The organism is Vogesella lacus (genome assembly GCF_979366295.1).
On sequence record NZ_CEETQT010000009.1, the window covers coordinates 145,968 to 170,305 of the forward strand.

Sequence of the window (24,338 nt, forward strand, 5' to 3'; positions counted from 1 at the left end):
GTCATTATTGTTAAGAATTTACAGGCTAATGATGAAGCAATTAAGCATCAGACGCAAAAATGCATGCTGATCCTGAGCAAATACTCCTGACAAATTGACACAAGCTGCCGTTCATACAGCGCATGTTTCAATAAAAAACCGGTGGCGTGCATCACACACCACCGGTTTCGGCATGATCAGCTCAAGCCGATCAGATGCTTGCGGCCAACCTTGCGCCCTGATTGATCGCACGCTTGGCATCGAGCTCGGCCGCGACATCGGCACCACCAATCAGGTGTACCGGCTTGCCGGCATCCAGCAGCGGCTGCTGCAGTTCGCGCAGCGGGTCCTGGCCGGCACAGATGATCACATTGTCCACATCCAGCACCTGTTGCTCGCCCTTGATGGTCACATGCAGGCCGGCATCGTCGATCTTGTCGTAGCTGACGCCCGGGATCATGCGCACGTTTTTCATCTGCAGGCTGGCACGGTGAATCCAGCCAGTGGTCTTGCCCAGGCCTTCGCCCACCTTGCTGCTCTTGCGCTGCAAGAGATAGATCTCGCGCGGGCTTGGATGCGGCTGCGGGCCGCTGGCGGCCAGACCGCCGGCGCTAGCGATCTCCATATCCACGCCCCATTCTTTCATGAAGGCCGGCACGTCCAGCGAAGGCGACTTACCTTCGTGCGCGAGGAACTCGGCCACGTCAAAACCGATACCGCCGGCACCGATAATCGCCACCTTGCGGCCAACCTCTGCACCATGCTTGAGTACGTCCAGATAGCCGAGCACCTTGGCGTGGTCGATACCGTCAATAGGCGGCTTGCGCGGGGCAATACCGGTCGCCAGCACCACCTCATCAAACGCTGCCAGATCAGCCGCTGTGACGCGGGTGTCCAGGCGCAGCGTGACGCCGGTAATCTCGATACGACGCGCAAAATAGCGCAGCGTCTCGTAAAACTCCTCCTTGCCCGGCACTTTCTTAGCCACATTGAATTGGCCACCCACTTCACTGCCCGCATCAAACAAGGTCACGTCATGGCCACGCTCGGCGGCGATGGTGGCAAAGGCAAGGCCAGCCGGCCCGGCGCCGACTACCGCCAGCTTTTTCGCTGCGGTAGTTTTTTCGTAATTCAGCTCGGTCTCGCGGCAGGCGCGCGGATTCACCAGACAGCTGGTGAGCTGGCCCTGGAAGATATGATCGAGACAGGCCTGATTACAGCCGATACAGGTGTTGATCTCGTCGCTGCGGCCCTGCTCGGCCTTGATCACAAACTCTGGATCGGCCAGGAATGGTCGCGCCATCGACACCATATCGGCACAGCCGCTGGCGAGGATGTCCTCGGCCACTTCCGGCGTATTGATGCGGTTGGTGGTAATCAGCGGGATGCTCACCTTGCCCATCAGCTTTTTCGTCACCCAGGCAAAGCCGCCGCGCGGCACGCTGGTGGCGATGGTTGGCACGCGCGCTTCGTGCCAGCCAATGCCGGTATTGATGATGTTGGCACCGGCTTTTTCCACTTCCTGCGCCAGCTGCACCACTTCGTCAAAGTCACTGCCATCCTTCACCAGATCCAGCATCGACAGGCGATAGATGATGATGAACTCGCGGCCAACCGCGGCACGCACGGCACGCAACACCTCGAGCGCAAAGCGGATGCGGTTGTCGAAACTCCCGCCCCAGTTGTCGGTGCGCTTGTTGGTATGGCGGGCGATGAACTGGTTGAGCAGATAACCTTCCGAACCCATCACTTCTACGCCATCGTAGCCGGCATCCTGCGCCAGTTTGGCACAACGGGCAAAGTCGGCAATGGTGCGCTGGATGTCGTCTTCCGACATCTCGCGCGGGCGATAGAAGTTGATCGGCGCACAGATCGGCGAGGCGGAAACCAGACTTTCCTGAAAGCTGTAACGACCGGTATGCAGGATTTGCATCGCGATCTTGCCGCCGGCAGCATGCACGGCGTCGGTAACGATGCGGTGGTGTGGCACTTCAGCCTCATCTGCCAGCATGGATGCGCCTTCGGCGACACGGCCTTCTTCGTTCGGGCCGACACCACCGGTCACGATCAGGCCAACCCCGCCGCGCGCGCGCTCGGCGTAAAACGCCGCCATCTTCTCGAAGCCCTGCGGTGCCTCTTCGAGACCGGTATGCATCGAGCCCATCAGCACGCGGTTTTTCAGTGTGGTAAAGCCCAAGTCCAGTGGTGCCAACAGATGGGGATAAGCCGCCATAATCATGCCCTCGTATCGAATTGCCGTTGTCTGCTTGCAGCATAGGCTGCAAATGGTCTATTTCTGATTATCACTCTGCTGTTGACAATACTTACTGATCAGTAAGTTGTCAAACGAGTGTTTGACCAACAACGATGCCAGATCAAAGCGCAAATACATTTATTCATTTAGAGTGAACGGATAGCCAATAATGCCGGCAGGCAACAGAACAACGATCCGTCAGGGAGAAAAGCATGTGCGAGCACAAACAGCAGTATCGTGATTGTCAGCAATACGGCCAGACACAGAGCATCGGCCGCCGTGATTTCATCAAACTCGGTACGCTGGGTGGTGGTGCCTTGCTGCTGGCCAGCTTCCTGCCACGCACGGCACAAGCCGCTGGTGGCACCGAAGCCCTGCTGCTGTCCTGCATGGATTATCGTCTGGTCGACGACACCGAGCGTTTCATGTCCGGCAAGGGCCTGCGCGATAAATACGATCATGTGATTCTGGCGGGTGCATCACTGGGTGCGGTTACCGGCAAGTTTCCGGCATGGAATACCACCTTCTGGGAACATCTCGATGTCGCCATCCAGCTGCATCACATCAAGAAGGTCATGGTGCTTGATCACCGTGACTGCGGGGCCTACAAAGTGGTGCTGGGCGAAGACTTCGGCAAGAATCCGGAGAAGGAAACCGCCATCCATGCCGAGACCCTGATGGGCCTGCGCAAGGCCATTCTTGGCAAATATCCGGAACTCGGCGTCGAGACCTATCTGATGGCACTCGACGGCAGCGTACAGCAGATCGTGCCCAAGGGCTGATCCGCTCTGCACCCCAAGCAAAACGGCCGCACTGCGGCCGTTTTTTCATGACAGCAACACTCAGGCCCGGTGCGCGCAGGCATCCAGCCAACGCAACAGATCAGCCTCGACCTCGGCCTGATTGGTCTCGTTCAGCATCTCGTGACGGCCGCCCGGATAAACGTGAGTATGAATCTGCGCAATGCCGGCACGCGCATATCTTGCGGCCAACTGCTGCAAGGCCAGCTTGCCGAAACTGACCGGATCGCGACTGCCGGCCATCAGCAGTACGCGGCATTCAGCATGCCTCGCCTGCCCGGCGGCCTCGGCCGTCTCCAGCTGCACGATGCCACCAAACAGATCACGCCACAGCCCGGCTGTCGGCACGCGGCCGCACAGCGGATCAGCCAGATAGGCATCGACTTGCGCCTTGTCGCGCGACAACCAGTCCACCCGCGTACGGGTCGGCCAAAAGCCCAGGTTGAAACTGCCGAACACCAGCCAGGCCAGCATCAGGCTGGGCCGGCGCGCCCCGCCGAGCCAGCAGGACAAACGCGCCAGAGTACGCATGGCTGCGGCCAACGGTCGCTGGCGATAAGCCGTGGCCGATAACACCAGTCCCTGCAACAAGCCACCATGCTGCTGGAAAAACTGCCTGGCGATCAGACTACCCATGCTGTGCCCCAGCAGCACACGCGGGACATCCGGATACTGAGCCTGCATGTACAGCAGCACCGCCCGTACATCCTCGATCAGCAAGGGCCAGCCGTGACGGTCGGCAAAATAGCCGGCCAGGCCGGCACGCTCGCCGTGGCCGCGTTGATCATAGCCATACACCGCGTGGCCGCTTGCGGCCAACCTTTGCGCCAGCGGCTGATAACGGCCACTGTGCTCGCCCAGCCCGTGCACGATCAGCACCACACTGCGCGGCATGCCTGCCGGCAGGCACGCCCAGCCGGCGATAGTCTGGCCATCGCTGGCGGGCACACTGAAGGGGCGAAAGCCGGCCGCTGACATGGCCGACGGCTAGAACTTGTTGGCGCGCATCACGCCAACGTCGGACACATACAGGATCAGGCCGTAATCCGGCAGATATTTCTGCTGGCAGTGCTCGGCAATCGCCTGTGCCACCGTGTCATCACACACCACGTCGATGCGGATATTGACCTCGAACGACCACGCCCCGCCCTGCACCCCGCTCTGCCCGCCACCGCGCGCATCGGAAATGGTATAGCCATGCGCGCCGAGTCGCTGCAGCGCCTTGACCAGCGATGGCTCCAGTACGGACTCGGTGATGATGGTCAACAGCTTCTTGTCATGGAAAATCATGCTGCGTCCTCAAGCATAAATCGCCTGGGTAATCTGCCAATACAGCGGAATCCCCAGCAAGAGATTGAACGGAAAGCTTACCCCCAGACTGGCTCCCAGCGAAAGCGCCGGATTGGCCTCCGGTACCGCGATACGCATCGCAGCCGGTGCCGCGATATACGAGGCCGAGGCGCACAAAGTCGCCAGCAGCAGTGCGCCCGGTGCCGACAAGCCCAGCAGCAAGGCCGTAGCGATACCGGCAAAAGAGAAAATCACCGGCACGGCAACACCGAACAGCACCACAAACACGCCCTGCTGACGCAAGGTGGCCAGCTTGCCGGCGGTAACCAGGCCCATTTCCAACAGGAACAGCGACAGCACCGGCTTGAAGAGGTCGATATACAGCGGCGACAGGCTCTTGATGCCCTCGGCCCCGGCCAGGAAACCGATCACCAGACCGCCGAGCAACAGCACCATACTCTTGCCAAGGAAAACCTCGTGGCCGAGTCGTGCCCAGTTCACCTTGCGCTCGCCGCCCAAGCGCGCCAGCAACACACCAACCACCAGCGCCGGCATCTCCATCACCGCCAGAAACAGCGTCAGCTGCGGCTCGGCCTCAAGTTGATGGCGTGCCAGAAAGCTGGCCGCCACGGCAAACGTGACCACGCTGACCGAGCCATAATGCGCCGCTGTCGCCGCCGCATCGGCACGCGAAAAGCGCAGGCGCAATACAGCGAAGGCCGCCAGCGTCAGCAATGTACCCAGCAGGATAACACCCCCCACCTGCAGCAGTACCGCCGGGCTGGCGCTCTTGGCCAGCGCCACGCCGCCCTTGAGGCCGATGGCGATCAACAGGAACACCGACAGCGTCTCGTACAGCGCCGAAGGCAGTTTCAGATCGGATTTGGCCAGGGCGGCAAACAGCCCCAGCAAGAAAAACAGTACAACCGGGTCCAGCGTCATGCCTTACCTTTCCTTGCAATGTTGTCGGACGTGACACCGCCCAAGGTCTCCCGCAGGAAACCGGACTCAGCCGACGGCGGTGCACTTGTGAGAGGTAGTCGCGCAGCAGGCTTTGTCAGCGACTCTTAGTGTCTGCAGACACAGGACGAGTTCCAGCCAGATGCTCAGTTCAACAAAGGCTTCTGGTCGTAATCGCGATTGACCAGCGCCGTCAGCACATGGTCGCGCCAGGCACCATTCAGAAACAGATAGTCCTTGGCCTCGCCTTCTATGCTGAAGCCAAGTTTTTTCAGTACCGCCGCACTGCGGACATTCTGCGGCTGGTAATTGGCCATGATGCGATGCAGTTTCAGCTCGCCAAAGGCAAAGCCGATCACCGCTTGCAGCGCCTCACTCATCAGGCCCTTGCCTTCGTAATCCTTGTCCAGCTTGTAGCCCAGATGACAGGCCTGAAACATGCCGCGCACAAAGTTCGACAGATTGATCATGCCGATAACCTTGCCCGGCTCTTTCTCGGCCATCAGCAAAAACATCATGCCTTTATCCTGACGCGCATCGTCCTCGCGCTGGCGCAGACGCATGGCCCAGAACAGCTCGGTGAAGAACATATCGCCCGGCGCCGGGTCCCACGGTGCGAAATGCTGGCGGTTACGCACTTCAAAATCGAGCATGGCGCGTGCCCAGCCGGCGCTGGCCGGCAGCAACTGCATGCGTGCGGTTTTCAGGGTTGGCTGGATAACCAGAACACTCATTCTGCACTCCCTTGCGATAAGGTTGGCCGCAAATGCGGCGCCGAAACTTACCATACGTCCAGAACAGCGGCAAATTGTCGGACAGTCAGCCAGAGGCCCCGACAGCCACCAGCATTTCAATACCGGCAGACAGGCAAAACCCCGCTTGCGCGGGGTTTTGATGTCAGACAGACAGCAAGGCTCAGGCTGTCAGACGAGTCAGCGCTTCGCGATACTTGTCGGCAGTCTTCTCGCGCACATCCAGCGGCACGGCCGGTGCCGGCGGCTGCTTGTTCCAGCCGGAAGCTTCCAGCCAGTCGCGCACGAACTGCTTGTCAAACGATGGCGGGGTGGTGCCGGCAGCATAGCTGTCAGCCGGCCAGAAGCGGCTGGAATCCGGCGTCAGCGCCTCGTCCATCAGCACCAGGGTACCATCTTCATCCAGACCGAATTCGAACTTGGTATCGCAGATGATGATGCCGCGCTTGGCCGCGAATTCCGACGCGGTCTGGTACAGCATGATGGCGGTGTCACGTACCTTGGCAGCCAGTTCTGCACCGACAATCGCCTCGCACTGGGCGAAGGTGATGTTTTCGTCGTGATCGCCCACTGCCGCCTTGGTCGACGGCGTGAAGATAGGTGCAGGCAGCTTGCTCGATTCCTGCAGGCCGGCCGGCAGCACAATGCCGCAGACGGTGCCGGACTTCTGGTATTCCTTCCAGCCGGAGCCGGCCAGATAGCCGCGCACGACAGCCTCGATCATCACCGGCTTCAGGCGCTTGGCCACCACGGCGCGACCGGCTACCAGCGGCAGCTCGGCAGCAGTCACCACGTCTTCGACCTTGTCGCCGGTCTGGTGATTCGGCACCACGTCTTTCAGGGTGTCGAACCAGAAATTGGAAATCGCGGTCAGGATCTGGCCCTTGCCCGGAATCGGGTCGTCCAGAATCACGTCAAAGGCGGACAGACGATCGCTGGCCACCATCAGCATGCGCTTGTCGTCGATTTCGTACAGGTCACGGACTTTGCCCGAGTAGATTTTTTTCAGGCAGGTGAGTTGGCTCATGAAACTTCCTTCATCAAACAAAAGGCGACACCCGATGGGCGTCGCCTGCATTCTTACAACGTGTCCTTCAGGGCACGCGCCTGTTCCAGCGCGTCTTCAACGTTGGCCGCGAGCACGCAATAATGCGCCATCTTGCGGCCAACCCTGGCCTGCTTCTTGCCGTAGCTGTGCAGATGCACATTCGGTGCCTCGGCCAGTACCGCCCAGTTCGGCTCGCCACCTTTTTCCGGCCAGACATCGCCCAGCAGATTGACCATCACCACCGGCAACAGCAAATCGGTACGGCCCGGCAACAGGCCACACATGGCGCGCACTTGCTGCTGGTACTGATCAGTCAGGCAGGCGTCGATGGTGTAGTGGCCGGAGTTGTGCGGACGCGGCGCGATTTCGTTCACCACCAGGCTGTTGTCAGCCAGCACGAAGAATTCGACTGCCAGCACGCCCACATAATCCAGCGCCTCGGCCAGCTTGATCGCGTACTGCTGCGCCTCGGCGGCCAACGTTGGCGCGATACGCGCCGGCACGATGGATTCGTCGAGGATGCCGTTCTTGTGGATGTTCTCGGCCACCGGGAACACCGCCACTTGCGCGGCGCTGGTACGCGTCACGATGGCGGACACTTCCAGCTGCAGGTCCAGCATCTTTTCCAGCACGCAAGCCTGGCCGCCAAGATTGGCGTAAGCGGCACGTGCTTCGTCAGCGGTCTTCACCCGCACCTGGCCCTTGCCGTCATAACCCAGACGCGCGGTCTTGAGAATGCCCGGCAGGTAAGGCGTCAGGTCAACCTGGATGTCTTCAACGCTTTCGATGGCCAGATACGGCGCAGTCGGCAGACCGGCCTTGTTGATCCAGCTTTTCTCGGCGATACGATCCTGGGCAATGGCCACGCAATCGCCGGACGGCGACACGCGCGTGGTCTTGGCCAGCAGGCGCATGGCGTCGGCGTTGACGTTTTCGAATTCGGTGGTGATGGCGGCACAGCTGGCAGCCAGTGTCTGCAGCGCCTCGGCATCATCGTAAGGCGCACACAGATGCACATCGGCAAACTCGGCGGCCGGCGCATTGGCATCCGGATCCAGCACGGTCACGCGATAACCCATGCGCTTGGCAGCGGTCACGAACATGCGGCCAAGTTGGCCGCCGCCCAGAATGCCCAGCATGGCTGGCGGCAGAATGGCGTTCATTTACACCTCCGGCAGGGTCATGGCCAGTACGGTGGCTTCCTGTTGCTGGCGGAAGGCTTTCAGCTTGTCGGCAAGCTCGGGACGGGTCGTCGCCAGCTGCGCCACGGCAAACAGCGCCGCGTTGGCCGCACCGGCCTCGCCAATCGCGAACGTCGCCACCGGAATGCCTTTTGGCATCTGCACGATGGAGAGCAGCGAGTCTTCGCCACGCAGGTATTTGGAAGGAACCGGCACACCCAGCACCGGAATATGGGTCTTGGCCGCCAGCATGCCTGGCAGATGAGCGGCGCCACCGGCACCGGCGATGATGGCTTTCAGGCCACGCGCTTCGGCGTCTGAAGCGTACTGGAACAACAGATCAGGCGTGCGGTGGGCGGAAACTACGCGGGTTTCAAAAGCAACACCGAAGTCCTTCAGCACGCGGGCGGCGTTCTGCATGACTTCCCAGTCGCTATTGCTACCCATCACGATACCAACTTCGATCATGGGGGCTAGACCATCAAGGATGAGGAAAGCCGGGATTTTACCTGATTCGGCAAGGACTTGCTGCAGCTTTAAGGATACCGCCATGCAATGCAGCACGGCGGCATACAGATTACATCTTGCTTAGACGTTCTTGCGCGCGCTTGGCGGCGGCGCTGTTGGGATACTGCTTGATCAGCTTGCGCAAGGTCACGCGCGCCTGGTCTTTCTGCTGCAATGCCAGCTGGTTTTCCGCCATCAGCCGCATCGCCTCTGGCGCGCGCGCATGGTTCGGATTCTGCTCGGCAAAACGGCGCTGGATGTCGATGGCGGCATCGTATTGCTGCAGATAGGTATGGGCGACACTCAGCCAGTACATGGCTTCCTGCGCCTCACTGCTGCCCTGCTGCGTATCCATTACCGACTTGAGCTGCGGCACGGCCTTGGCAAACTCGCGGTTGCGCAATAGCTCGAGCGCCTTGTCCAGCGTGGACATCGCCTTGCTGTCGGCGTTTGGTGCCACGCCGGCCGCCGCGCTGGCCTCAGCCGCGGCAACATCGCGGGCCGCCTGTTCGATCTTGCCCAGGCGCAGATCCAGATCGGCATACAGATCATTCTGCCGCTTGGCGATTTCGCCCTGCTGATGAGCCTGCACTTCAAGTTGGCCGCGCATCGCCGCGAACTGCTCCTTGAGCGCGGCGACTTCTTTTACCAGGCCCAGCAGGCGTTCGCTGTTGATCTTGGATTCGACATCATTCAGACGGCTGCTGGCTTCCTGACGGCTGGCTTCCAGCTCGCGCCGCGTCTGCTCGAGGTCACCGGTGGTGGCACAACCGGCCAGCATGCTCATGGCCACCAGCGGCAGCCAGCATTTTCTTGTGATCATCGGTTTCTCCGGCCGCAGACGGCTGCCTGCGGCCAACCTTGGTGTTTACTGTTGTACGAAGTCTACGCGACGGTTTTCGGCATTGGCTTCATCGCTGGTGCCTTCGGCACGCGGTTTCTCCTTGCCGAAGCTTACCGCCTCGATCTGCTGCGGCTTCACGCCCAGCACTTCCATCGACTGCTTCACACTCTCGGCACGACGCTGGCCCAGTGCCAGGTTGTACTCGCGGCTCCCGCTGGCATCGGTATTGCCCTGCAGCAGTACCTTGCCGTTGAAGCGGTTCAGGTAGATGGCATTGCCTTCTACTACGCCACGCTGGTCTTCGCGCACGACAGACTGGTCAAAATCGAAATACACGCTGTGCCCTTGCAGTAGCGCGAGGGCAGTCTTGGCATCCGGCGCATTGCGGATCGCGCCTGGCAACTCGGCTGCGCTGACGCGGCTGGCCGGCATGGACGGGCTGGTCTGGGTCACATCAACGGTGGTTACGCCGCCGGATGGCTGGCTTACCGGTGCCGGAGTCTGGGCAACCGGTGCCGAGGTCGGGGTACTGGCACACGCTGCCAGCAGCAAGGCAGTTACAGCAATGACGATGGGTGACTTCTTCATGCAAATCTCCTAGCTAATCAGGTTTCAATTTATCAGCGGTGCAAACAGCCTACTGTGACATCAGCATCATCGCAATTGTTTTTACACAAAACAATATTACAAACGCAATCCTCAGGGATTGAATGGCCCCCAGGCCGGGTCTTGTACTTCACCGTTCAAGGTACCCAGCTTGACCCGCCCCGGCTGGCCGGCAACGGCAGCAAACAGCACGCTGCGACCCGACTCGACGCTGGCAAACAGCACCATCTTGCCGTTAGGCGAGAAAGACGGCGATTCGTCAAAGGCACTATTGCTGATCAGGCGATGATCGCCCGAGGCCAGATCCAGCAGCATCACGCGGAAACGGCCACCTTCACGACTGATGTAGGCAATTTGCCGCCCGTCAGGAGAGAAGGTCGGAGAGACATTATAGTTCCCCTGGAATGTCACCCGCCGCGCTGCCGCCGAGCCATCCAGTGGCTGGATATACAGTTGCGGGCTGCCGCTACGGTCAGACACAAACACGATCTGGCGGCCATCGGGGCTGAAGGCCGGCTCGGTATCGATGGCATCGCTGTAGCTGAAACGGCGCAGATTGCCGCCCTCGCTGTTCATCAGGTAGATCTGCGAATTACCACTAAGCGTCAGCGTCGCGGCAATCAGCTTGCCATCCGGGCTGAAAGCGGGCGCGGAGTTGCTGCCGCGCTGGTTGGCCACGATGCGACGCTGACCGGTGGACAGATCCTGCAGATAGATGATGGGCTTTTGCTGTTCGAAAGACACATAGGCGAGCTTGCGGCCATCCGGGCTCCAGGTCGGCGACATGATGGGCTGGAAGGAACGCAATACCGTCTGGGCACGCCGGCCATCGACATCGGAAATCTGCAGGCGATATTCGCGACCGGCGCGGGTGACAAAGGCGATACGGCTGGCAAACAGGCTCTTCTCGCCAAGCAAGGCTTCGTAAATCATGTCGGCGGCGCGGTGAGCGACATCACGCAGCTCGACACTGGCCAGGTCAAACTCTGCGGCCAACTTCTCTTCCCGCGGCGACAGGGTTTCGGCCCAGATAGCCAGCTTCAGCCGGCCATCGCTGCCACGACTGACTTTGCCATGCACCACGGCGCGTGCATTGCGCGCCTGCCAGCCGGCAACATCCAGCTGGGCGCTACTGGCCGGGCTTTGCTGGCCGGCACTATCGAGCAGCGAAAACGCCCCTGACATGGCCAGATCGTTGCGCACAGTATCGGTCAGGCTTTCTGCCAGCAGCTGTTCGTTCTGCAACGGCAGCACGGCCAGCGGATAACGGTTGCTGCCGCCACCTATCACTTCGACCTTGAGATCGGCATGGGCAAGGTTGGCCGCAGACAGCATGGCCAGCAACAGCCAGACAAAAACACGACGGAAGGGTTGTAACAGGCTGGCTAGCAAAGTCTTACTCCTTGGGTCGGAAACTCATGGTGATACGACGGTAATCGGTGAAGGCTGCACCTTTGGGCAGCGGCGGGAAGCGGCGCATCTCGCGCACGGCATCCTGCACTGCCTGATCGTAAGCAGCATTGCCGCTGCTCTTTTGCAGACGGACAGTACGCACTTCCAGTGACGGCAGGATTTCGATCTGCAACACCACCTCAGGGTTCCCCTTGATGTCGGGCGGCAGGATCACATAAGGCCGCACGCGATTGCTGACCTGCTGTGCGTATTGCAGGCTGACACCGGCCACACCATTGGCGCTGCCGCCAGCCACGCCTTGCGGGCTGCCAGTCTGGCTCTTGCTCTTGTTAGTGCCCGGGCCTGGCGGCAGATCCAGCTCGGCCAGCAGATCATCCTTGGGCAGCGCCGGTTGCGGCTTGGCGGCGGCCTTGTCCTTGCTGGTCTGGCTATCCACTTTGCTGGCGGGCTTGGTAGCTGGCTCGGGCTTGGCCGGTTTGGCCGGCTCAGGTTTTGTTTCGGGTTTGCGCGGTGCTGGCTCAGGCTTTGGCTTGGTTTCAGGCTTGGGCGGCTCGGCAATCGGCTTGGCCGCCGCAAGCTTGATATCGGCATCCGGCACGACCGGGGGGCTGATCGGGGTTGGCGGCGTGGGTGGCGCAACAGGCGCCGGTGCCGGCGCAGTGGCTGGTACGTCGATAGTCTGCGCCTGCGGCGCACCACCGCTCCATAATTCCAGCGCCAAAGGCGGCGGAGTGATTAGCGGGCTGGTCTTGTTCAGCCACAGCAAGGGCAGCACGATCAGCGCGTGCACCAGCAGCGACAGGCCCCAGGCCGGCAAACCTATCTGCTGACGGCTCATCCCTTCCCCTGCCGCACGGTCAGCGCCACACGGTTGATGCCCGCTTCATGCAGGCGATCAGCCACTTTCACCACTTCGCTGTACTTGAGATCCTGATGCGCGGTCACCACCACCGGGCGATTGTCACGCAGGCGCTGCTTGATTTCGGCAATCAGCACGTCAAGGTTGGCCGCAGGCTGGCGCTTGCCGTTTTCGCCGACATAATAGCTGCCATCCTGCTCGATACTGACTTCCAGCGGGGCGACATCCAGCTGGGCGGCGCGGCCAACGCTGGGTACTTCGATCACGCCGGGAGTGAACATCGGGGCCGTGACCATAAAGATCACCAGCAAGACCAGCATCACGTCGATATAGGGCACGACGTTCATCTGGTTCATCATTCTGCGGGGACGACGCTGCAACATAGGGCTTCCTGTTCCATGGCCGGCAAGGCTTGCCGGTAAGCGGCAGGACAGCTGCCCTGCCGGCGTGCATTGTGCGGTGAAGCTGCAAGCTTAATGCTGCCATGCAGAATGGCAAGCATGTATTTTGTGAAAAGCCGTTAACGACGCTGCAGCAAGGTCATGCCGTCACCGACCGGCAACAGGCACAGCTCGACTCGCGGATCATTACGCAGGCTGGCATTGAAGGCATGCACGGCATGTACACCAGCCGGATCGCTGTCTTGCGGACTGACAACGCGGCCGCTGAGGAAGACATTATCCACCGCGATGATGCCGCCCGGCCGAACCAGCTGCAGACAGTATTCGTAGTAGTCGGCGTAAGAGGTCTTGTCGGCGTCGATAAAGGCCAGATCGAAACTGCCGGCCTTGCCTTCATCCAGCAACTTTTGCAATGTGCGCACCGCCGGCTGCACATACAGCTCGATACGGTCGGCAACGCCGGCCTGCGCCCAGTAGTCACGCGCATAGCCGGTGAATTCTGTGCTCATGTCACAGGCGACAGTATGGCCCTCTTCGCCCATGGCCAGTGCCACGCTCAGCGCGCTATAGCCGGTAAACACGCCGATCTCGAGATAGCGGCGCGCACCGGTCAGCTTGACCAGCCAGCGCAGGAACTGGCCCTGCTCGGGGGAAATCTGCATCTTGGCCATGCGGTGGCCGGCGGTAAATTCGCGCAGGGCGGTCTGTACCGGATGTTCGGTTACACCGACATCCAGGATGTATCTTGCCAGTGCATCATCGACGGCAATGGTCTGACGGGTCATGCTCGCTCCAAAAACACAACGCCCTTGCGGGCGTTGTTATCGTACCGGTAAGGCCAAGGCTTACTCTGGCTGGTAGACGTACGGCTTTTGCGGCACGCGCGATGCTTTCCAGCGCGCCTGATCGTCCAGGCTGACTTCGCGATCCCACCAGGTCAGGCGCAATTCGCGACGCTCGCTGTCTACCTGTGGGTTCTTCTCCAGGTACTCGTTCATGAACTTGGTAAAATCGGACTGGTACATGCTGTCTACCCCGCTAAAAGATGGCGGTGATTGTACTGCAATTGCGCCCGGGTGACAGCCCTAGCGCGCGCCGCGCCACAGAACCAGCACGGGCCGCCGCAACAACAATACCGCCAGCAACAGCAAAAACAACACCAGCGGTATCCAGCGCAGCAGATCGAAATCGCCGTACTGCAGCGGCCTCTGCAACTCCAGCTGATAACGTTGGCCGCCAATCAGGATAAAGTCGCGGGCGATCAAGGGCGCCCGCCAGATATCAGCCACACCGCGCCACCCCGCCAGCGCCTGACCCTGGCGCAGATAAAGACTGATTCCACGCTCGCCATTACCCTCTAGCCAGCGCTGCGGATAAAACCAGATCGCCAGTGCCGTGCGCTGCCCCGGAAACGGGTAGAGCCACAGCAGGCGCGACTCGCCCGGAATCAGACTGGCATCCAGCAGATGCTGCCGCCCCTGTCGCAAGCTCGCTACCACCCCCTGATAGCCTCGCTGCCCCGACAGGTCCTGCTGCGGCAGAATGTCGCCGGCCAGCCGCATGGGCACGATGTATTCAACGCGTAATTGCTGTTGTGAGGTATCGAGAACCGCGACGCGTTCCAGCGCCGGAAAGCGCTGCAAGATGATGGATGGCACCCAGGTATTGATCATGCTGGCACTGGCACCTTGCTGCGAATGCGCCAGCAAGGCCAGTTGCTGTTGCAGCAGCAGGATATTGCGGCTGACTTCGTCGGCCTGTTTCTCGGCCTGCAACTGCAACTGCACCTGTGCATCATCCCGGGTGGTTTCCAGTGCCAGAAAAACACAGAGTAGCGCCAGCAGCAGCCATGCCAGCAAGGCGAGCAGCAGACGATAGACGACCGGACGGCGCGAACTCAGAGCAGAAACTCCCGTTTACCGCTTTTCTCGATCAGACCACGCCAGGCCTGCAACAACTTTTGCAGTTTGTTGTTGGTCGGTGCCAGCTCGCGCGCCTTGGTCAGACGCAGGTGCGCATTGCGGATATGACTCTCGTGCCAGCCCTTGACATGCACTTCGGCGATGATGGCATTGACGAGGTTCAGCATCAGCTGCACGTTTTCCGGCATTTCTTCCAGCGCCTTGCTGAACAGATCAATGGCCTTGTCATGATTACCAGCCTGCGCTTCACGTACACCGGCGTTGTTCAGCTCGACCAGCGATTGCACATTCTTGGCAATCAGGTCACGCCCCATATCGCCCAGACCAACTTGGTCGAACATCGTCGACAACTTCTGCAAGAGGCCTTCGTTGTCATGATTGTTGCGCACCAGCTCCTGCGAAACCTGATTACCCATCTCCTGCTTGCCTTGCGCATAGCAGGCACGCGCAAACTCCATCTTGGCCTCTACCGGCAGATTGTCGATATGTGCCATCTGCTCTTTGGCATGCGCCAGCAGTTTTTCGGCTTGTGCCGGATTGCCGCTGGCTTTCTGGATCTGCGCATCAAGCACATCCGCCATCCACTCGCCATCAGGCTTGTATTTGTAATCGCGGCGCAGCGCAGCCAGCGTCTTGGCCGCATCCCCCTTTTCTCCGTTTGCCAGCTGGACGCGCGCCAGCGCCGCATAGTGCGTGGGGCTACGATGAAAGCTGGCTTTGGAAAGCTCCAGCGTGGTGTTATAAGCCTCTTGAGCCTGCTTCAGATCGCCATTCTCGACCGCCACCTCGGCCAGTGCCTTGTGACGGCGGATGGTGGCCGGCGACAGCTCTGTAGCGCGTTTCAGCGTGTCCTGCGCCTTGGGCAGGTTGTGATTATCCTGATAGAGCTTGGCCAGCCAGTCATAGGCTTCCATCACCCGGTCATTCTCGACTATCACTTGCTGAAACAGTCCCAGTGCCGGCTCGACCTGTTTGAGCTGGGCCAGTGATTTGGCCATGCCCATCTTGGCCCAAGGCAGCTCCTTGATTTTCAGTACCTGTCCATAAAGATTACGCGCCGTATCGTAATCGCCAATTTTCAGACTCAGGCTGCCCTTGAGTTTCATGAAGTCCAGCGTGAATTCGTTGCGCTCGCCAATTTTCTTGTTGCAGGCATCGATTGCCGTCAGGTATTCGTGATTGAGCAATGCCTCATCCACGATACGGAAGGCATCGCGCCGGCGCATGGCACGCTCCAGCCGTGCGGCCAACACTTCGCCGGTAAACGGTTTGAGCAGATAATCATCCGGTGCCAGTTCGGCCGCCGAAATCACACGGGCGGCACGCCGCTCGCCACTGATGATCATGAACACACAAGACTGCTTCAGCAGATTGCGCTCTTTGGCTTCTTCCAGCAGATACAGGCCATCGCTGCCGCCGCCAAGGTCAAAGTCGCACAACACCACATCAAAGTCATAACGCATGAGCTTGACCAGCGCATCGCTGGCCTTGCCGGCATATTCGACTTTCTCCGCCCCGAAAGACGCCAGTGTCATTGACAGTGCGCGCTGCATTTCGGGCACGCTGTCCACAATCAGAAACTGTTTTTTGGCGTACGGATTCACGTACTCCTTGTGATGCTTGCTTTTTTGCGTACTGGTAATCGCGTTGAATGTTGTCGTCTGTCGGGACATTTCACTCATTTTGATTGCACTCCCTGACACCACTCTGCTTCAAGGTGTTTTAACATTTCGTTAGTTTGTCGGCAGCATAACGTAAATCCAGCCACTTGATGCCATGCTCGGCAAAATTGATCTGCAAGCGCACGTCATCACCACTGCCTTCGGCATTAATCACCACACCGCTACCAAACTTGCTATGCGTGAGTGCCTGTCCCATCTGCCAGCCACCGGCAATCGTACTGACCGGTGAGGCCCAGACCGGCTTGTTGAATGCTGCGACTTTTTCTCTGGACACAGTTTTAACGTTAGCAGATAAATGACGCAGCAAATCAGCCGGAATCTCGTCAACAAAACGCGAGCGGATCGGATAACGACTCTGGCCGTGCAGCATGCGGCTTTGCGCACTAGACAGGTATAGTCGTTTACGCGCGCGCGTGATTGCCACATACATCAAACGGCGCTCTTCTTCGAGGCCCTTGGCATCGTTCATGCTGTTCTCGTGCGGGAACAGCCCTTCTTCCAGACCGGTAATGAATACTGCCTGGAACTCCAGCCCCTTGGCCGCATGCACCGTCATCAGCTGCAAGGCATCCTCGCCGGCATCGGCCTGATGATCGCCGGCCTCCAGACTGGCCTGGGTCAGGAACTCCACCACCGCCAGTTGCGGCTCTTGCGGCATGAAACCGGTTGCCGCGTTGACAAGTTCATCCAGGTTTTCCAGTCGGTCTTCGCCTTCCTTGCGGTCGGCCTCGTACATCGCACGCAGGCCGGAGTCATCAATGATCAGGCTGATCTGCTCGGCCAGATTCAGCGTCTCGCAGCGGCCACGCAGCTGGTCAATCAGGCGCACAAAATCACCGACCTTGCCGGCGCTGCGGCCGCTGCTGCCGGCGCAGGCTGCCTGCCACATACTGACGCCCTGCTCGCGGCTGACAGTCTGCAGGTTTTCCACCGTGCGTGCGCCAATGCCGCGCGCCGGCACATTGATCACCCGCAGCAAGGCATTGTCGTCGTCCGGATTTACCACCAGACGCAGATAGGCAAGTGCATGCTTGATCTCCTGCCGTTCGAAAAAGCGCAGGCCACCGTAAATGCGGTAGGCGATGCCGGCCTTCACCAGCACCTGCTCCATCAAGCGTGACTGTGCATTGGAGCGATACAGCACCGCCATATCGGCCAGCGACCAGCCATCGCGCGCGAGGCCGCGCACCTCGTCCACCACGAATTGCGCCTCGTCACCATCAGAAAAGCCCTCATACAGGCGGATCTGCTCGCCGGCATCGGCATCGGTACGCAGCGTCTTGCCCAGACGGCCGTCGTTGCGCTCGATCAGCGCGTTGGCCGCATCAAGAATATTGCCGCTGGAGCGGTAATTCTGCTCGAGGCGGATCGGCCCGCTGATGCCGTAATCGCCAAGCAGCGCGCGCATATTCCCGACTTCGGCACCACGGAAGGCGTAAATCGACTGGTCGTCATCGCCGACAGCAAACAGCGCGTTATCCGTGCCAGCCAGCAGCGTCAGCCAGGCATACTGCAGGCGGTTGGTATCTTGGAATTCGTCCACCAGCACATGACGGAAACGCTCGCGGTAATGCGCACACAGCGCGGCATTACGCGACAACAGCTCGTAAGTGCGCAACAGCAGCTCGGCAAAGTCGGCCACGCCTTCACGGTTGCACTGCGCATCGTAGGCGGCGTAAATCTCGATCAGCTTGGCCTCGTAGGCACTCATCGGGTGGGCAATGGCACTGGCGCGCACGCCGGCTTCCTTCTTGCCGTTGATGTACTGCTGCACCTGTTTGGGCGGGAACTTCTCGTCCGACAGATCCAGGCTCTTCAGCAGGCGCTTGATCGCGCTTTGCTGCTCGCCCGAATCGAGAATCTGGAAAGTCTGCGGCAGGCCGGCGTCGCGGTAGTGCATGCGCAGCAGGCGATTGCACAGGCCGTGGAAGGTACCGATCCACATCGCCCGCGTATTCAGCGGCAACATCGCGGCCAACCTGGTCTGCATCTCGCGCGCAGCCTTGTTGGTAAAGGTCACCGCCAGCACGCCGTGCGGGCTGATCTGTCCGGTCTGGATCAGCCAGGCGATGCGGGTGGTCAGCACCCGCGTCTTGCCACTGCCGGCGCCAGCCAGCACCAGCGCGCTTTTGGCAGGCCAGGTAACGGCGGACAATTGTTCGGGATTCAGACCGGCGAGCAGATCAGCATTCATGGGCAAGGCGTCTTGATAGATGGGCAAGGGCTGACATTCTACCTGACAAAGCCCGAGCGCCAACTTGCGGCCAGGCTTTGCCCTGTCGCGGCAAGCGCACTAACGCCGCTTGCTGCCGCCAAGCAGGCTGCCCAGCACCCCACGCACGATCTGCTGACCAAGGCTGCTGCCGACCGTGCGCGCCAGACTCTTGGCCACCGTCTGCACGAGGCCATCATGCTGGCCGCCACGCGGGCCGGTGCGGCCAAACAGCAATTCGGACAAGGCGCTTTGCTCGCCGGCGGCTTCATTAGCCGCCGGTGTGGCGCTACCCGGCAAGGGCTTGCTGGCCGGCTCGGGGTTGGCCGCAGCCTGACCGCGCAGCCGCTCGAAGGCACTTTCGCGGTCGACCGTCTGCTCATATACCCCCGCCACCAGCGAATCCTGTTGCAAAGCCTGCCGTTCGGCGGCGCTCAGCGCGCCCAGACGGCTGGCCGGCGGTAGCACATACACGCGCTCGGTCACCGCCGGACGCCCCTTGCCATCCAGCAGGCTGACCAGCGCCTCGCCCACTGCCAGCTCGGTAATCGCGCTGGCCAGATCCAGCGCCGGATTCGGCCGCATGGTATCGGCGGCGGTTTTCACCGCTTTCTGGTCGCGCGGGCTGAAGGCGCGCAAGGCATGCTGCACGCGATTACCCAGCTGACCCAGCACGCTGTCGGGGATATCGAGCGGATTCTGGCTGACGAAATACACGCCGACGCCCTTCGAGCGCACCAGCCGCACCACCAGCTCGATACGCTCGACCAGCACCGCCGGCGCGCCATCGAACAGCAGATGTGCCTCGTCAAAGAAGAACACCATTACCGGTTTGTCGGGGTCGCCGACCTCGGGCAGGGTTTCAAATAATTCGGACAGCAGCCACAGCAGGAAGGTCGCATACAGCCGTGGCGACTGCAGCAGGCGGTCGGCCGCCAGGATATTGACCACGCCCTGCCCGCCGACGGTCTGCATGAAGTCGCGGATGTCCAGCATCGGCTCGCCAAAAAAACGGTCGCCGCCCTGGGTCTCGATCTGCAACAGACCGCGCTGGATCGCGCCAATGCTGGCGGCGCTGATATTGCCGTATTCGGTGGTAAAGGCCTTGGCGTTGTCACCGACGTACTGCAGCATAGCGCGCAGGTCTTTCATGTCGAGCAAGAGCAGGCCGTGCTCGTCGGCGATGCGGAACACCAGATTCAGCACCCCGCTCTGGGTGTCGTTGAGATCCAGCATGCGCGCCAGCAACAGCGGCCCCATGTCCGACACGGTGGCGCGCACCGGATGGCCGGCCTCGCCGAATACATCCCACAAGGTCACCGGGCAGGCGGCGGCCGCCGGCAGATCCAGCCCGCGCTCGGCCAGCACTGCGGCCAACTTGCCGCCGATCTGCCCGGGCTGGCTGATGCCGGCAAGATCGCCTTTCACATCGGCCATGAATACCGGCACGCCGGCGCGCGAGAATTGCTCGGCCAGGGTTTGCAAAGTCACCGTCTTGCCGGTGCCGGTGGCGCCGGTAATCAGGCCGTGACGGTTGGCATAGCCGGGCAACAGCTCGCAAACGGTGTCGCCCCGACGGGCAATCAGCAAAGGTGCAGCCATCATCTCTCCTTCAGCACGAACGCGGGATCTCGCTGCCTGCAGTGTAAACCCGCCTCGCCGCCAGCCACAGCGCCACGCAGCCACAGACGATGACAAGGGGTTTTCCTGCCACAGTTGGCCGCAAGTGCCTGCGGCCAACGTTTACAAGCACGCCCCGCGGCACAACACTGTAATGACCAGCAGCCATTAGCAGGACACCCCATGCCAGCCAGCCTGATTCTCGCCCTGGACCAGGGCACCACCAGTTCACGCGCCATCGTGTTTGACCGTCAGGGCCAGGCGCTGGCCATGGCACAACAGGAATTCCGCCAGTCCTACCCGCACGATGGCTGGGTGGAACACGACGCCGCCGAGATCTGGACTTCGCAACTGGCGGTGGCGCGGCAAGCGCTGCACAAGGCCGCCGTCAGCGCGGCCGACATCGCCGCCATCGGCATCAGCAATCAGCGCGAAACCACCATTTTGTGGGACAGGCACAGCGGCGAGGCGCTGGCACCGGCCATCGTCTGGCAAGACCGCCGCACTGCCGCCTATTGCGAATCGCTGCAACAGGCCGGCATGGCCGATCTGGTACAGCGCAAGACCGGCCTGTTGCTCGATGCCTATTTCTCGGCCAGCAAGCTGCGCTGGCTGCTGGATAACACGCCGGGCGCCCGCGAGCGTGCGGCGCGCGGCGAGCTGGCCTTCGGCACGGTGGACAGCTGGCTGCTGTGGCAGCTGACTGGCGGCAAGGTACACGCCACCGATGTCAGCAATGCCGCGCGCACCATGCTGTTCAACATCCACAGCCTGCAGTGGGATGCGGAGCTGTTGGCGCTGTTCGACATCCCCGCCAGCCTGCTGCCCGAGGTGCGCGGCAATAGCGGGCTGTTCGGCCATAGCGAAGCCAGCTGTTTCGGTGCGCCAATCGCCATCTGCGGCATGGCGGGTGACCAGCAGGCGGCGCTGTTCGGCCAGCAATGCACGCAGCCGGGCATGGTGAAAAACACTTACGGCACCGGCTGCTTCCTGATGATGAATACCGGCGCGCAGCCGGTGGTGTCGCAACAAGGCCTGATCGCCACCATCGCCTGGCAGCTGGATGGCCACACCAGCTATGCGCTGGAAGGCAGCGTGTTCATCGCCGGCTCGGCGGTGAAATGGCTGCGCGACGGCCTCGGCATCATTCGCGACAGCAGCGAAGTCGAGGCGCTGGCCGCCAGTGTGGCCGACAGCGACGGCGTTTATCTGGTGCCGGCCTTCAATGGCCTGGGCGCACCGTACTGGCAGCCACAGGCGCGCGGCCAACTTGGCGGCCTGACTCAGGCCAGCCAGCGCGGCCACATCGCGCGCGCCACGCTGGAGAGCATTGCCCTGCAGACTTACGACGTGGTGCAGGCCATGCAGCTGGATGCAGGCATGAGCCTGCACGAGTTGCGGGTAGATGGTGGCGCCACCGTCAATAATCTGCTGATGCAGACGCAGAGCGATTTGCTGGGCTGCCGCGTCCTGCGGCCGCAACAAACCGAAACCACGGCGCTTGGCGCGGCCGGCTTTGCCGGGCTAGCTTGCGGCCTGTGGCCGGACCAGGCGGCGCTGGCCAAGCTGTGGCAGGCCGGCAAGGTATTCACCCCGCAAATGGATGAGGCCAGGCGCGAACGGCTGCTGGGCGGCTGGCAGGCCGCCATTCGTCAGGTGTTGTACCAGGCCAGCGGCGGCTGAACAGGCAGCCTCGGGAGGCAAACATGCAGGATCTGCTGATCATCGGTGGTGGCATCAATGGCTGCAGCATTGCCCGCGACGCGGCCGGGCGCGGCCTGAGCGTTACCCTGTGCGAGCAGCATGATCTGGGCGCGCACACCTCTTCCGCCAGCACCAAGCTGATCCATGGCGGCCTGCGCTATCTCGAATACGGCGAATTCGCGCTGGTACGCAAGGCCCTGCAGGAGCGTGAAACCCTGCTGGCGGCAGCGCCGCACATCATGCATCCACTGCGTTTCGTGCTGCCGCATGACCGCGGCCAACGTCCGGCCTGGCTGATCGGCATCGGCCTGTGGCTTTACGATCACCTCGCCCGTCGCCGTGTGTTGCCGGCCAGTCAGCGCATCCGGCTGGCACAGCACCCAACCGGAGAGCCCTTGCAAGACGGCTTCCGCCAGGCCTTTGTCTATTCGGATGGCTGGGTGGACGATGCGCGCATGGTGGTGCTCAATGCGCTGGCCGCCAGCGAGCAAGGGGCCAACATCCTGCCGCGCACGCCCTGCCTGTCGGCGCAGCGCGAAGACGGCTACTGGCGGTGCCAGCTCGGCGGCGATACGCCGCACACGATCAAGGCCCGCATGCTGGTGAATGCCGGCGGGCCGTGGGTACAGCAACTGCTGGACGGCGTGATCGCCGCGCCGCTGCGCCGCCATATCCGGCTGGTCAAGGGCAGCCACATCATCGTGCCGCGCCTGTTCAGCCACAACTACGCCTATATTTTCCAGAACCCCGACCGTCGCATCATTTTTGCCCTGCCCTACGAACACGACTTCACCCTGATCGGCACCACCGATACCGACTTTCATGGCGATGCGGCCAAGGCCGGCATAGATGCCGCCGAAACCGCCTATCTGTGTACGATGGCCAATCGCTATTTCCGCCGCCAGATCAGCCCGGCCGACGTGGTCGCCAGCTTCAGCGGCGTTCGCCCCTTGCTGGATGACGAACATGAGTCAGCCCGTAGCGTGAGCCGCGATTACGCGCTGGAAAGCGACTGCCAAGGCGCGCCGCTGCTGTCGGTCTACGGCGGCAAGATCACCACCAGCCGCAAGCTGGCGGAACAGGTCGTCGATCAGCTGCAAGCCTGGCTGGGCCAGCAGCCCGTACCATGGACAGCCGGCAGCCCGCTGCCCGGTGGCGATCTGCCTGACGCTGATTTTGACGGCTTTTTGCAGCAATTGCGCCGCGACTACCCGTGGCTTCCCGTGCGCCTGAGCGAGCGCATCGCCCGCGCCTACGGCAGCCGCGCCCGGCGCTGGCTGGGTGACAGCCAGAGCCTCGCCGCGCTGGGCGAGGAAGTCTTGCCCGGGCTGTTTGCCGCCGAAATCGACTATCTGCGCAACAATGAATGGGCCGGCTGCGCCGAAGACATGCTGCAACGGCGCAGCAAGCTCTATCTGCACCTGCCCGCCAACGCCGGCCGGATACTGGATGACTGGCTGCACGCCCATCCGCCTGCTCCCCGTACCAATCAAACGGAATCAAGCTCATGACCGACACCCGCCTGTCCAGCTGGCCCTATCCTGCCATCATCGCCCATCGCGGTGCCGGCAAGCTCGCCCCGGAAAACACGCTGGCGGCGTTTCGCCTCGGCCATCAGCTTGGTCAGCGCGCTTTCGAATTCGACGTCAAGCTCAGCAGCGATGGCCACAGCTTTCTGCTGCACGACGACACCCTGGCGCGCACCACGAATGGCCAAGGCCGTGCCGATGCGCTGACGCTGGGCGAGCTGGCGCGACTGGATGCCGGCAGCTGGCACAGTGCAGCCTTTGCCGGTGAAAGCCTGCCGACACTGGCGGCGATTGCACGCTATCTGCTGGCCAATAATGCTCTGGCGAATATCGAGATCAAACCGGTGCCCGGCCGCGAACGGCAAACCGGCGCCGCCGTCGCACTCGATGCGGCCAACCTTTGGCAACAGGCTGCCGTGCCACCACTGCTGTCATCCTTTTCGCTGGCGGCACTGCAAGCCGCCGCCGAGGCCGCGCCGGCCTTGCCGCGCGCCCTGCTGCTGGATGAATGGGCTGATGACTGGCAAGCGCAGCTGGCCGCCTGCGGCGCGATGGCGCTGGACTGCAATCACCTGCTGCTGGACGAGCAGCGCATCCGCGCCATCAAGCACGCCGGCTACCGCCTGCTGTGCTACACCGCCAACGAACCGGCCCGCGTCGCCCAGCTGCTGGCCTGGGGCGTCGATAGCGTGATTACCGATGCGGTAGACCAGATTCGCCCGTGAGACTGCGACACGTCGTGGCCGCTGCAACACAAAGAGCAGCGGCTTTGACC

23 protein-coding genes are annotated in these 24,338 nt (G+C 61.5%); 4 read left to right on the forward strand and 19 right to left on the reverse strand.

The window, feature by feature from the left end; translation table 11 throughout:
• Nucleotides 1-190: 190 nt before the first annotated feature.
• Nucleotides 191-2,212, reverse strand: coding sequence for an oxidoreductase (locus ACZ9W6_RS12980; protein ID WP_465191578.1), 2,022 nt, complete (start codon nucleotides 2,210-2,212; stop codon nucleotides 191-193).
• Nucleotides 2,213-2,445: 233 nt separating this feature from the next.
• On the opposite strand from ACZ9W6_RS12980, the gene ACZ9W6_RS12985 reads away from it, so the two are divergent.
• On the forward strand, nucleotides 2,446-3,015 hold the full coding sequence (locus ACZ9W6_RS12985) for a carbonic anhydrase (protein ID WP_465191579.1): 570 nt from the start codon (nucleotides 2,446-2,448) through the stop codon (nucleotides 3,013-3,015).
• A 60-nt stretch (nucleotides 3,016-3,075) separates the two neighbouring features.
• Here the strand turns inward: ACZ9W6_RS12985 and ACZ9W6_RS12990 are convergent, their stop codons facing one another.
• The 18 genes from ACZ9W6_RS12990 to ACZ9W6_RS13075 form a co-directional block, all read right to left on the reverse strand.
• Nucleotides 3,076-4,011: an alpha/beta hydrolase gene (locus ACZ9W6_RS12990; RefSeq protein WP_465191580.1), complete on the reverse strand. Its 936-nt coding sequence runs from the start codon at nucleotides 4,009-4,011 to the stop codon at nucleotides 3,076-3,078.
• 9 nt (nucleotides 4,012-4,020) lie between these two features.
• On the reverse strand, nucleotides 4,021-4,323 hold the full coding sequence (locus ACZ9W6_RS12995) for a P-II family nitrogen regulator (protein WP_465191581.1): 303 nt from the start codon (nucleotides 4,321-4,323) through the stop codon (nucleotides 4,021-4,023).
• A gap of 9 nt (nucleotides 4,324-4,332) precedes the next feature.
• Nucleotides 4,333-5,265, reverse strand: a complete 933-nt coding sequence (locus ACZ9W6_RS13000) for a sodium-dependent bicarbonate transport family permease (protein WP_465191582.1) — start codon at nucleotides 5,263-5,265, stop codon at nucleotides 4,333-4,335.
• Nucleotides 5,266-5,429: 164 nt separating this feature from the next.
• Nucleotides 5,430-6,017 (reverse strand): GNAT family N-acetyltransferase, encoded by a 588-nt coding sequence (locus tag ACZ9W6_RS13005; protein WP_465191583.1) that lies wholly within the window; start codon nucleotides 6,015-6,017, stop codon nucleotides 5,430-5,432.
• 181 nt (nucleotides 6,018-6,198) lie between these two features.
• Nucleotides 6,199-7,062, reverse strand: a complete 864-nt coding sequence (locus ACZ9W6_RS13010; RefSeq protein ID WP_465191584.1) for a phosphoribosylaminoimidazolesuccinocarboxamide synthase — start codon at nucleotides 7,060-7,062, stop codon at nucleotides 6,199-6,201.
• A gap of 53 nt (nucleotides 7,063-7,115) precedes the next feature.
• Complete coding sequence (locus tag ACZ9W6_RS13015; RefSeq protein WP_465191585.1) at nucleotides 7,116-8,246, reverse strand: 5-(carboxyamino)imidazole ribonucleotide synthase; 1,131 nt, start codon at nucleotides 8,244-8,246, stop codon at nucleotides 7,116-7,118.
• The gene (gene purE, locus ACZ9W6_RS13020; RefSeq protein ID WP_465191586.1) at nucleotides 8,247-8,732 is read right to left on the reverse strand and encodes a 5-(carboxyamino)imidazole ribonucleotide mutase; all 486 of its coding nucleotides are present in this window, start codon (nucleotides 8,730-8,732) and stop codon (nucleotides 8,247-8,249) included.
• 109 nt (nucleotides 8,733-8,841) lie between these two features.
• On the reverse strand, nucleotides 8,842-9,594 hold the full coding sequence (locus ACZ9W6_RS13025; protein ID WP_465191587.1) for a YbgF trimerization domain-containing protein: 753 nt from the start codon (nucleotides 9,592-9,594) through the stop codon (nucleotides 8,842-8,844).
• Nucleotides 9,595-9,639: 45 nt separating this feature from the next.
• A complete protein-coding gene (locus ACZ9W6_RS13030) occupies nucleotides 9,640-10,203 on the reverse strand; it encodes an OmpA family protein (protein WP_465191588.1) in 564 nt (187 codons plus the stop codon).
• A 111-nt stretch (nucleotides 10,204-10,314) separates the two neighbouring features.
• Nucleotides 10,315-11,613: a Tol-Pal system beta propeller repeat protein TolB gene (gene tolB / locus ACZ9W6_RS13035; RefSeq protein WP_465191589.1), complete on the reverse strand. Its 1,299-nt coding sequence runs from the start codon at nucleotides 11,611-11,613 to the stop codon at nucleotides 10,315-10,317.
• A gap of 4 nt (nucleotides 11,614-11,617) precedes the next feature.
• Nucleotides 11,618-12,472 carry a cell envelope integrity protein TolA gene (gene tolA / locus ACZ9W6_RS13040; protein ID WP_465191590.1) on the reverse strand — a complete coding sequence of 285 codons (855 nt, stop codon included), beginning with the start codon at nucleotides 12,470-12,472 and terminating at the stop codon, nucleotides 11,618-11,620.
• The gene (locus tag ACZ9W6_RS13045; protein WP_465191591.1) at nucleotides 12,469-12,876 is read right to left on the reverse strand and encodes an ExbD/TolR family protein; all 408 of its coding nucleotides are present in this window, start codon (nucleotides 12,874-12,876) and stop codon (nucleotides 12,469-12,471) included. Before ACZ9W6_RS13045 ends, tolA begins: the two co-directional genes overlap by 4 nt.
• A gap of 137 nt (nucleotides 12,877-13,013) precedes the next feature.
• Nucleotides 13,014-13,679, reverse strand: coding sequence for a class I SAM-dependent methyltransferase (locus ACZ9W6_RS13050; protein WP_465191592.1), 666 nt, complete (start codon nucleotides 13,677-13,679; stop codon nucleotides 13,014-13,016).
• Between the two features lie 60 nt (nucleotides 13,680-13,739).
• Nucleotides 13,740-13,919: a DUF3460 family protein gene (locus ACZ9W6_RS13055; protein WP_465191593.1), complete on the reverse strand. Its 180-nt coding sequence runs from the start codon at nucleotides 13,917-13,919 to the stop codon at nucleotides 13,740-13,742.
• A 60-nt stretch (nucleotides 13,920-13,979) separates the two neighbouring features.
• Nucleotides 13,980-14,753 carry a hypothetical protein gene (locus tag ACZ9W6_RS13060; RefSeq protein ID WP_465191594.1) on the reverse strand — a complete coding sequence of 258 codons (774 nt, stop codon included), beginning with the start codon at nucleotides 14,751-14,753 and terminating at the stop codon, nucleotides 13,980-13,982.
• 38 nt (nucleotides 14,754-14,791) lie between these two features.
• Entirely contained in the window at nucleotides 14,792-16,498 is a 1,707-nt protein-coding gene (locus ACZ9W6_RS13065; RefSeq protein WP_465191595.1) for a response regulator, read from the reverse strand.
• A gap of 40 nt (nucleotides 16,499-16,538) precedes the next feature.
• Nucleotides 16,539-18,692, reverse strand: coding sequence for a UvrD-helicase domain-containing protein (locus ACZ9W6_RS13070; protein WP_465191596.1), 2,154 nt, complete (start codon nucleotides 18,690-18,692; stop codon nucleotides 16,539-16,541).
• Nucleotides 18,693-18,791: 99 nt separating this feature from the next.
• Nucleotides 18,792-20,312, reverse strand: a complete 1,521-nt coding sequence (locus ACZ9W6_RS13075; protein WP_465191597.1) for a helicase HerA-like C-terminal domain-containing protein — start codon at nucleotides 20,310-20,312, stop codon at nucleotides 18,792-18,794.
• A gap of 201 nt (nucleotides 20,313-20,513) precedes the next feature.
• On the opposite strand from ACZ9W6_RS13075, the gene glpK reads away from it, so the two are divergent.
• Genes glpK through ugpQ form a run of 3 tightly spaced genes read left to right on the forward strand, consistent with a single transcriptional unit; the run spans nucleotide 20,514 to nucleotide 24,288 of the window.
• A complete protein-coding gene (gene glpK, locus ACZ9W6_RS13080; protein WP_465191598.1) occupies nucleotides 20,514-22,013 on the forward strand; it encodes a glycerol kinase GlpK in 1,500 nt (499 codons plus the stop codon).
• Nucleotides 22,014-22,036: 23 nt separating this feature from the next.
• Entirely contained in the window at nucleotides 22,037-23,545 is a 1,509-nt protein-coding gene (glpD, locus tag ACZ9W6_RS13085; RefSeq protein ID WP_465191599.1) for a glycerol-3-phosphate dehydrogenase, read from the forward strand.
• On the forward strand, nucleotides 23,542-24,288 hold the full coding sequence (gene ugpQ / locus ACZ9W6_RS13090) for a glycerophosphodiester phosphodiesterase (protein WP_465191600.1): 747 nt from the start codon (nucleotides 23,542-23,544) through the stop codon (nucleotides 24,286-24,288). Before glpD ends, ugpQ begins: the two co-directional genes overlap by 4 nt.
• Nucleotides 24,289-24,338 lie beyond the last annotated feature (50 nt).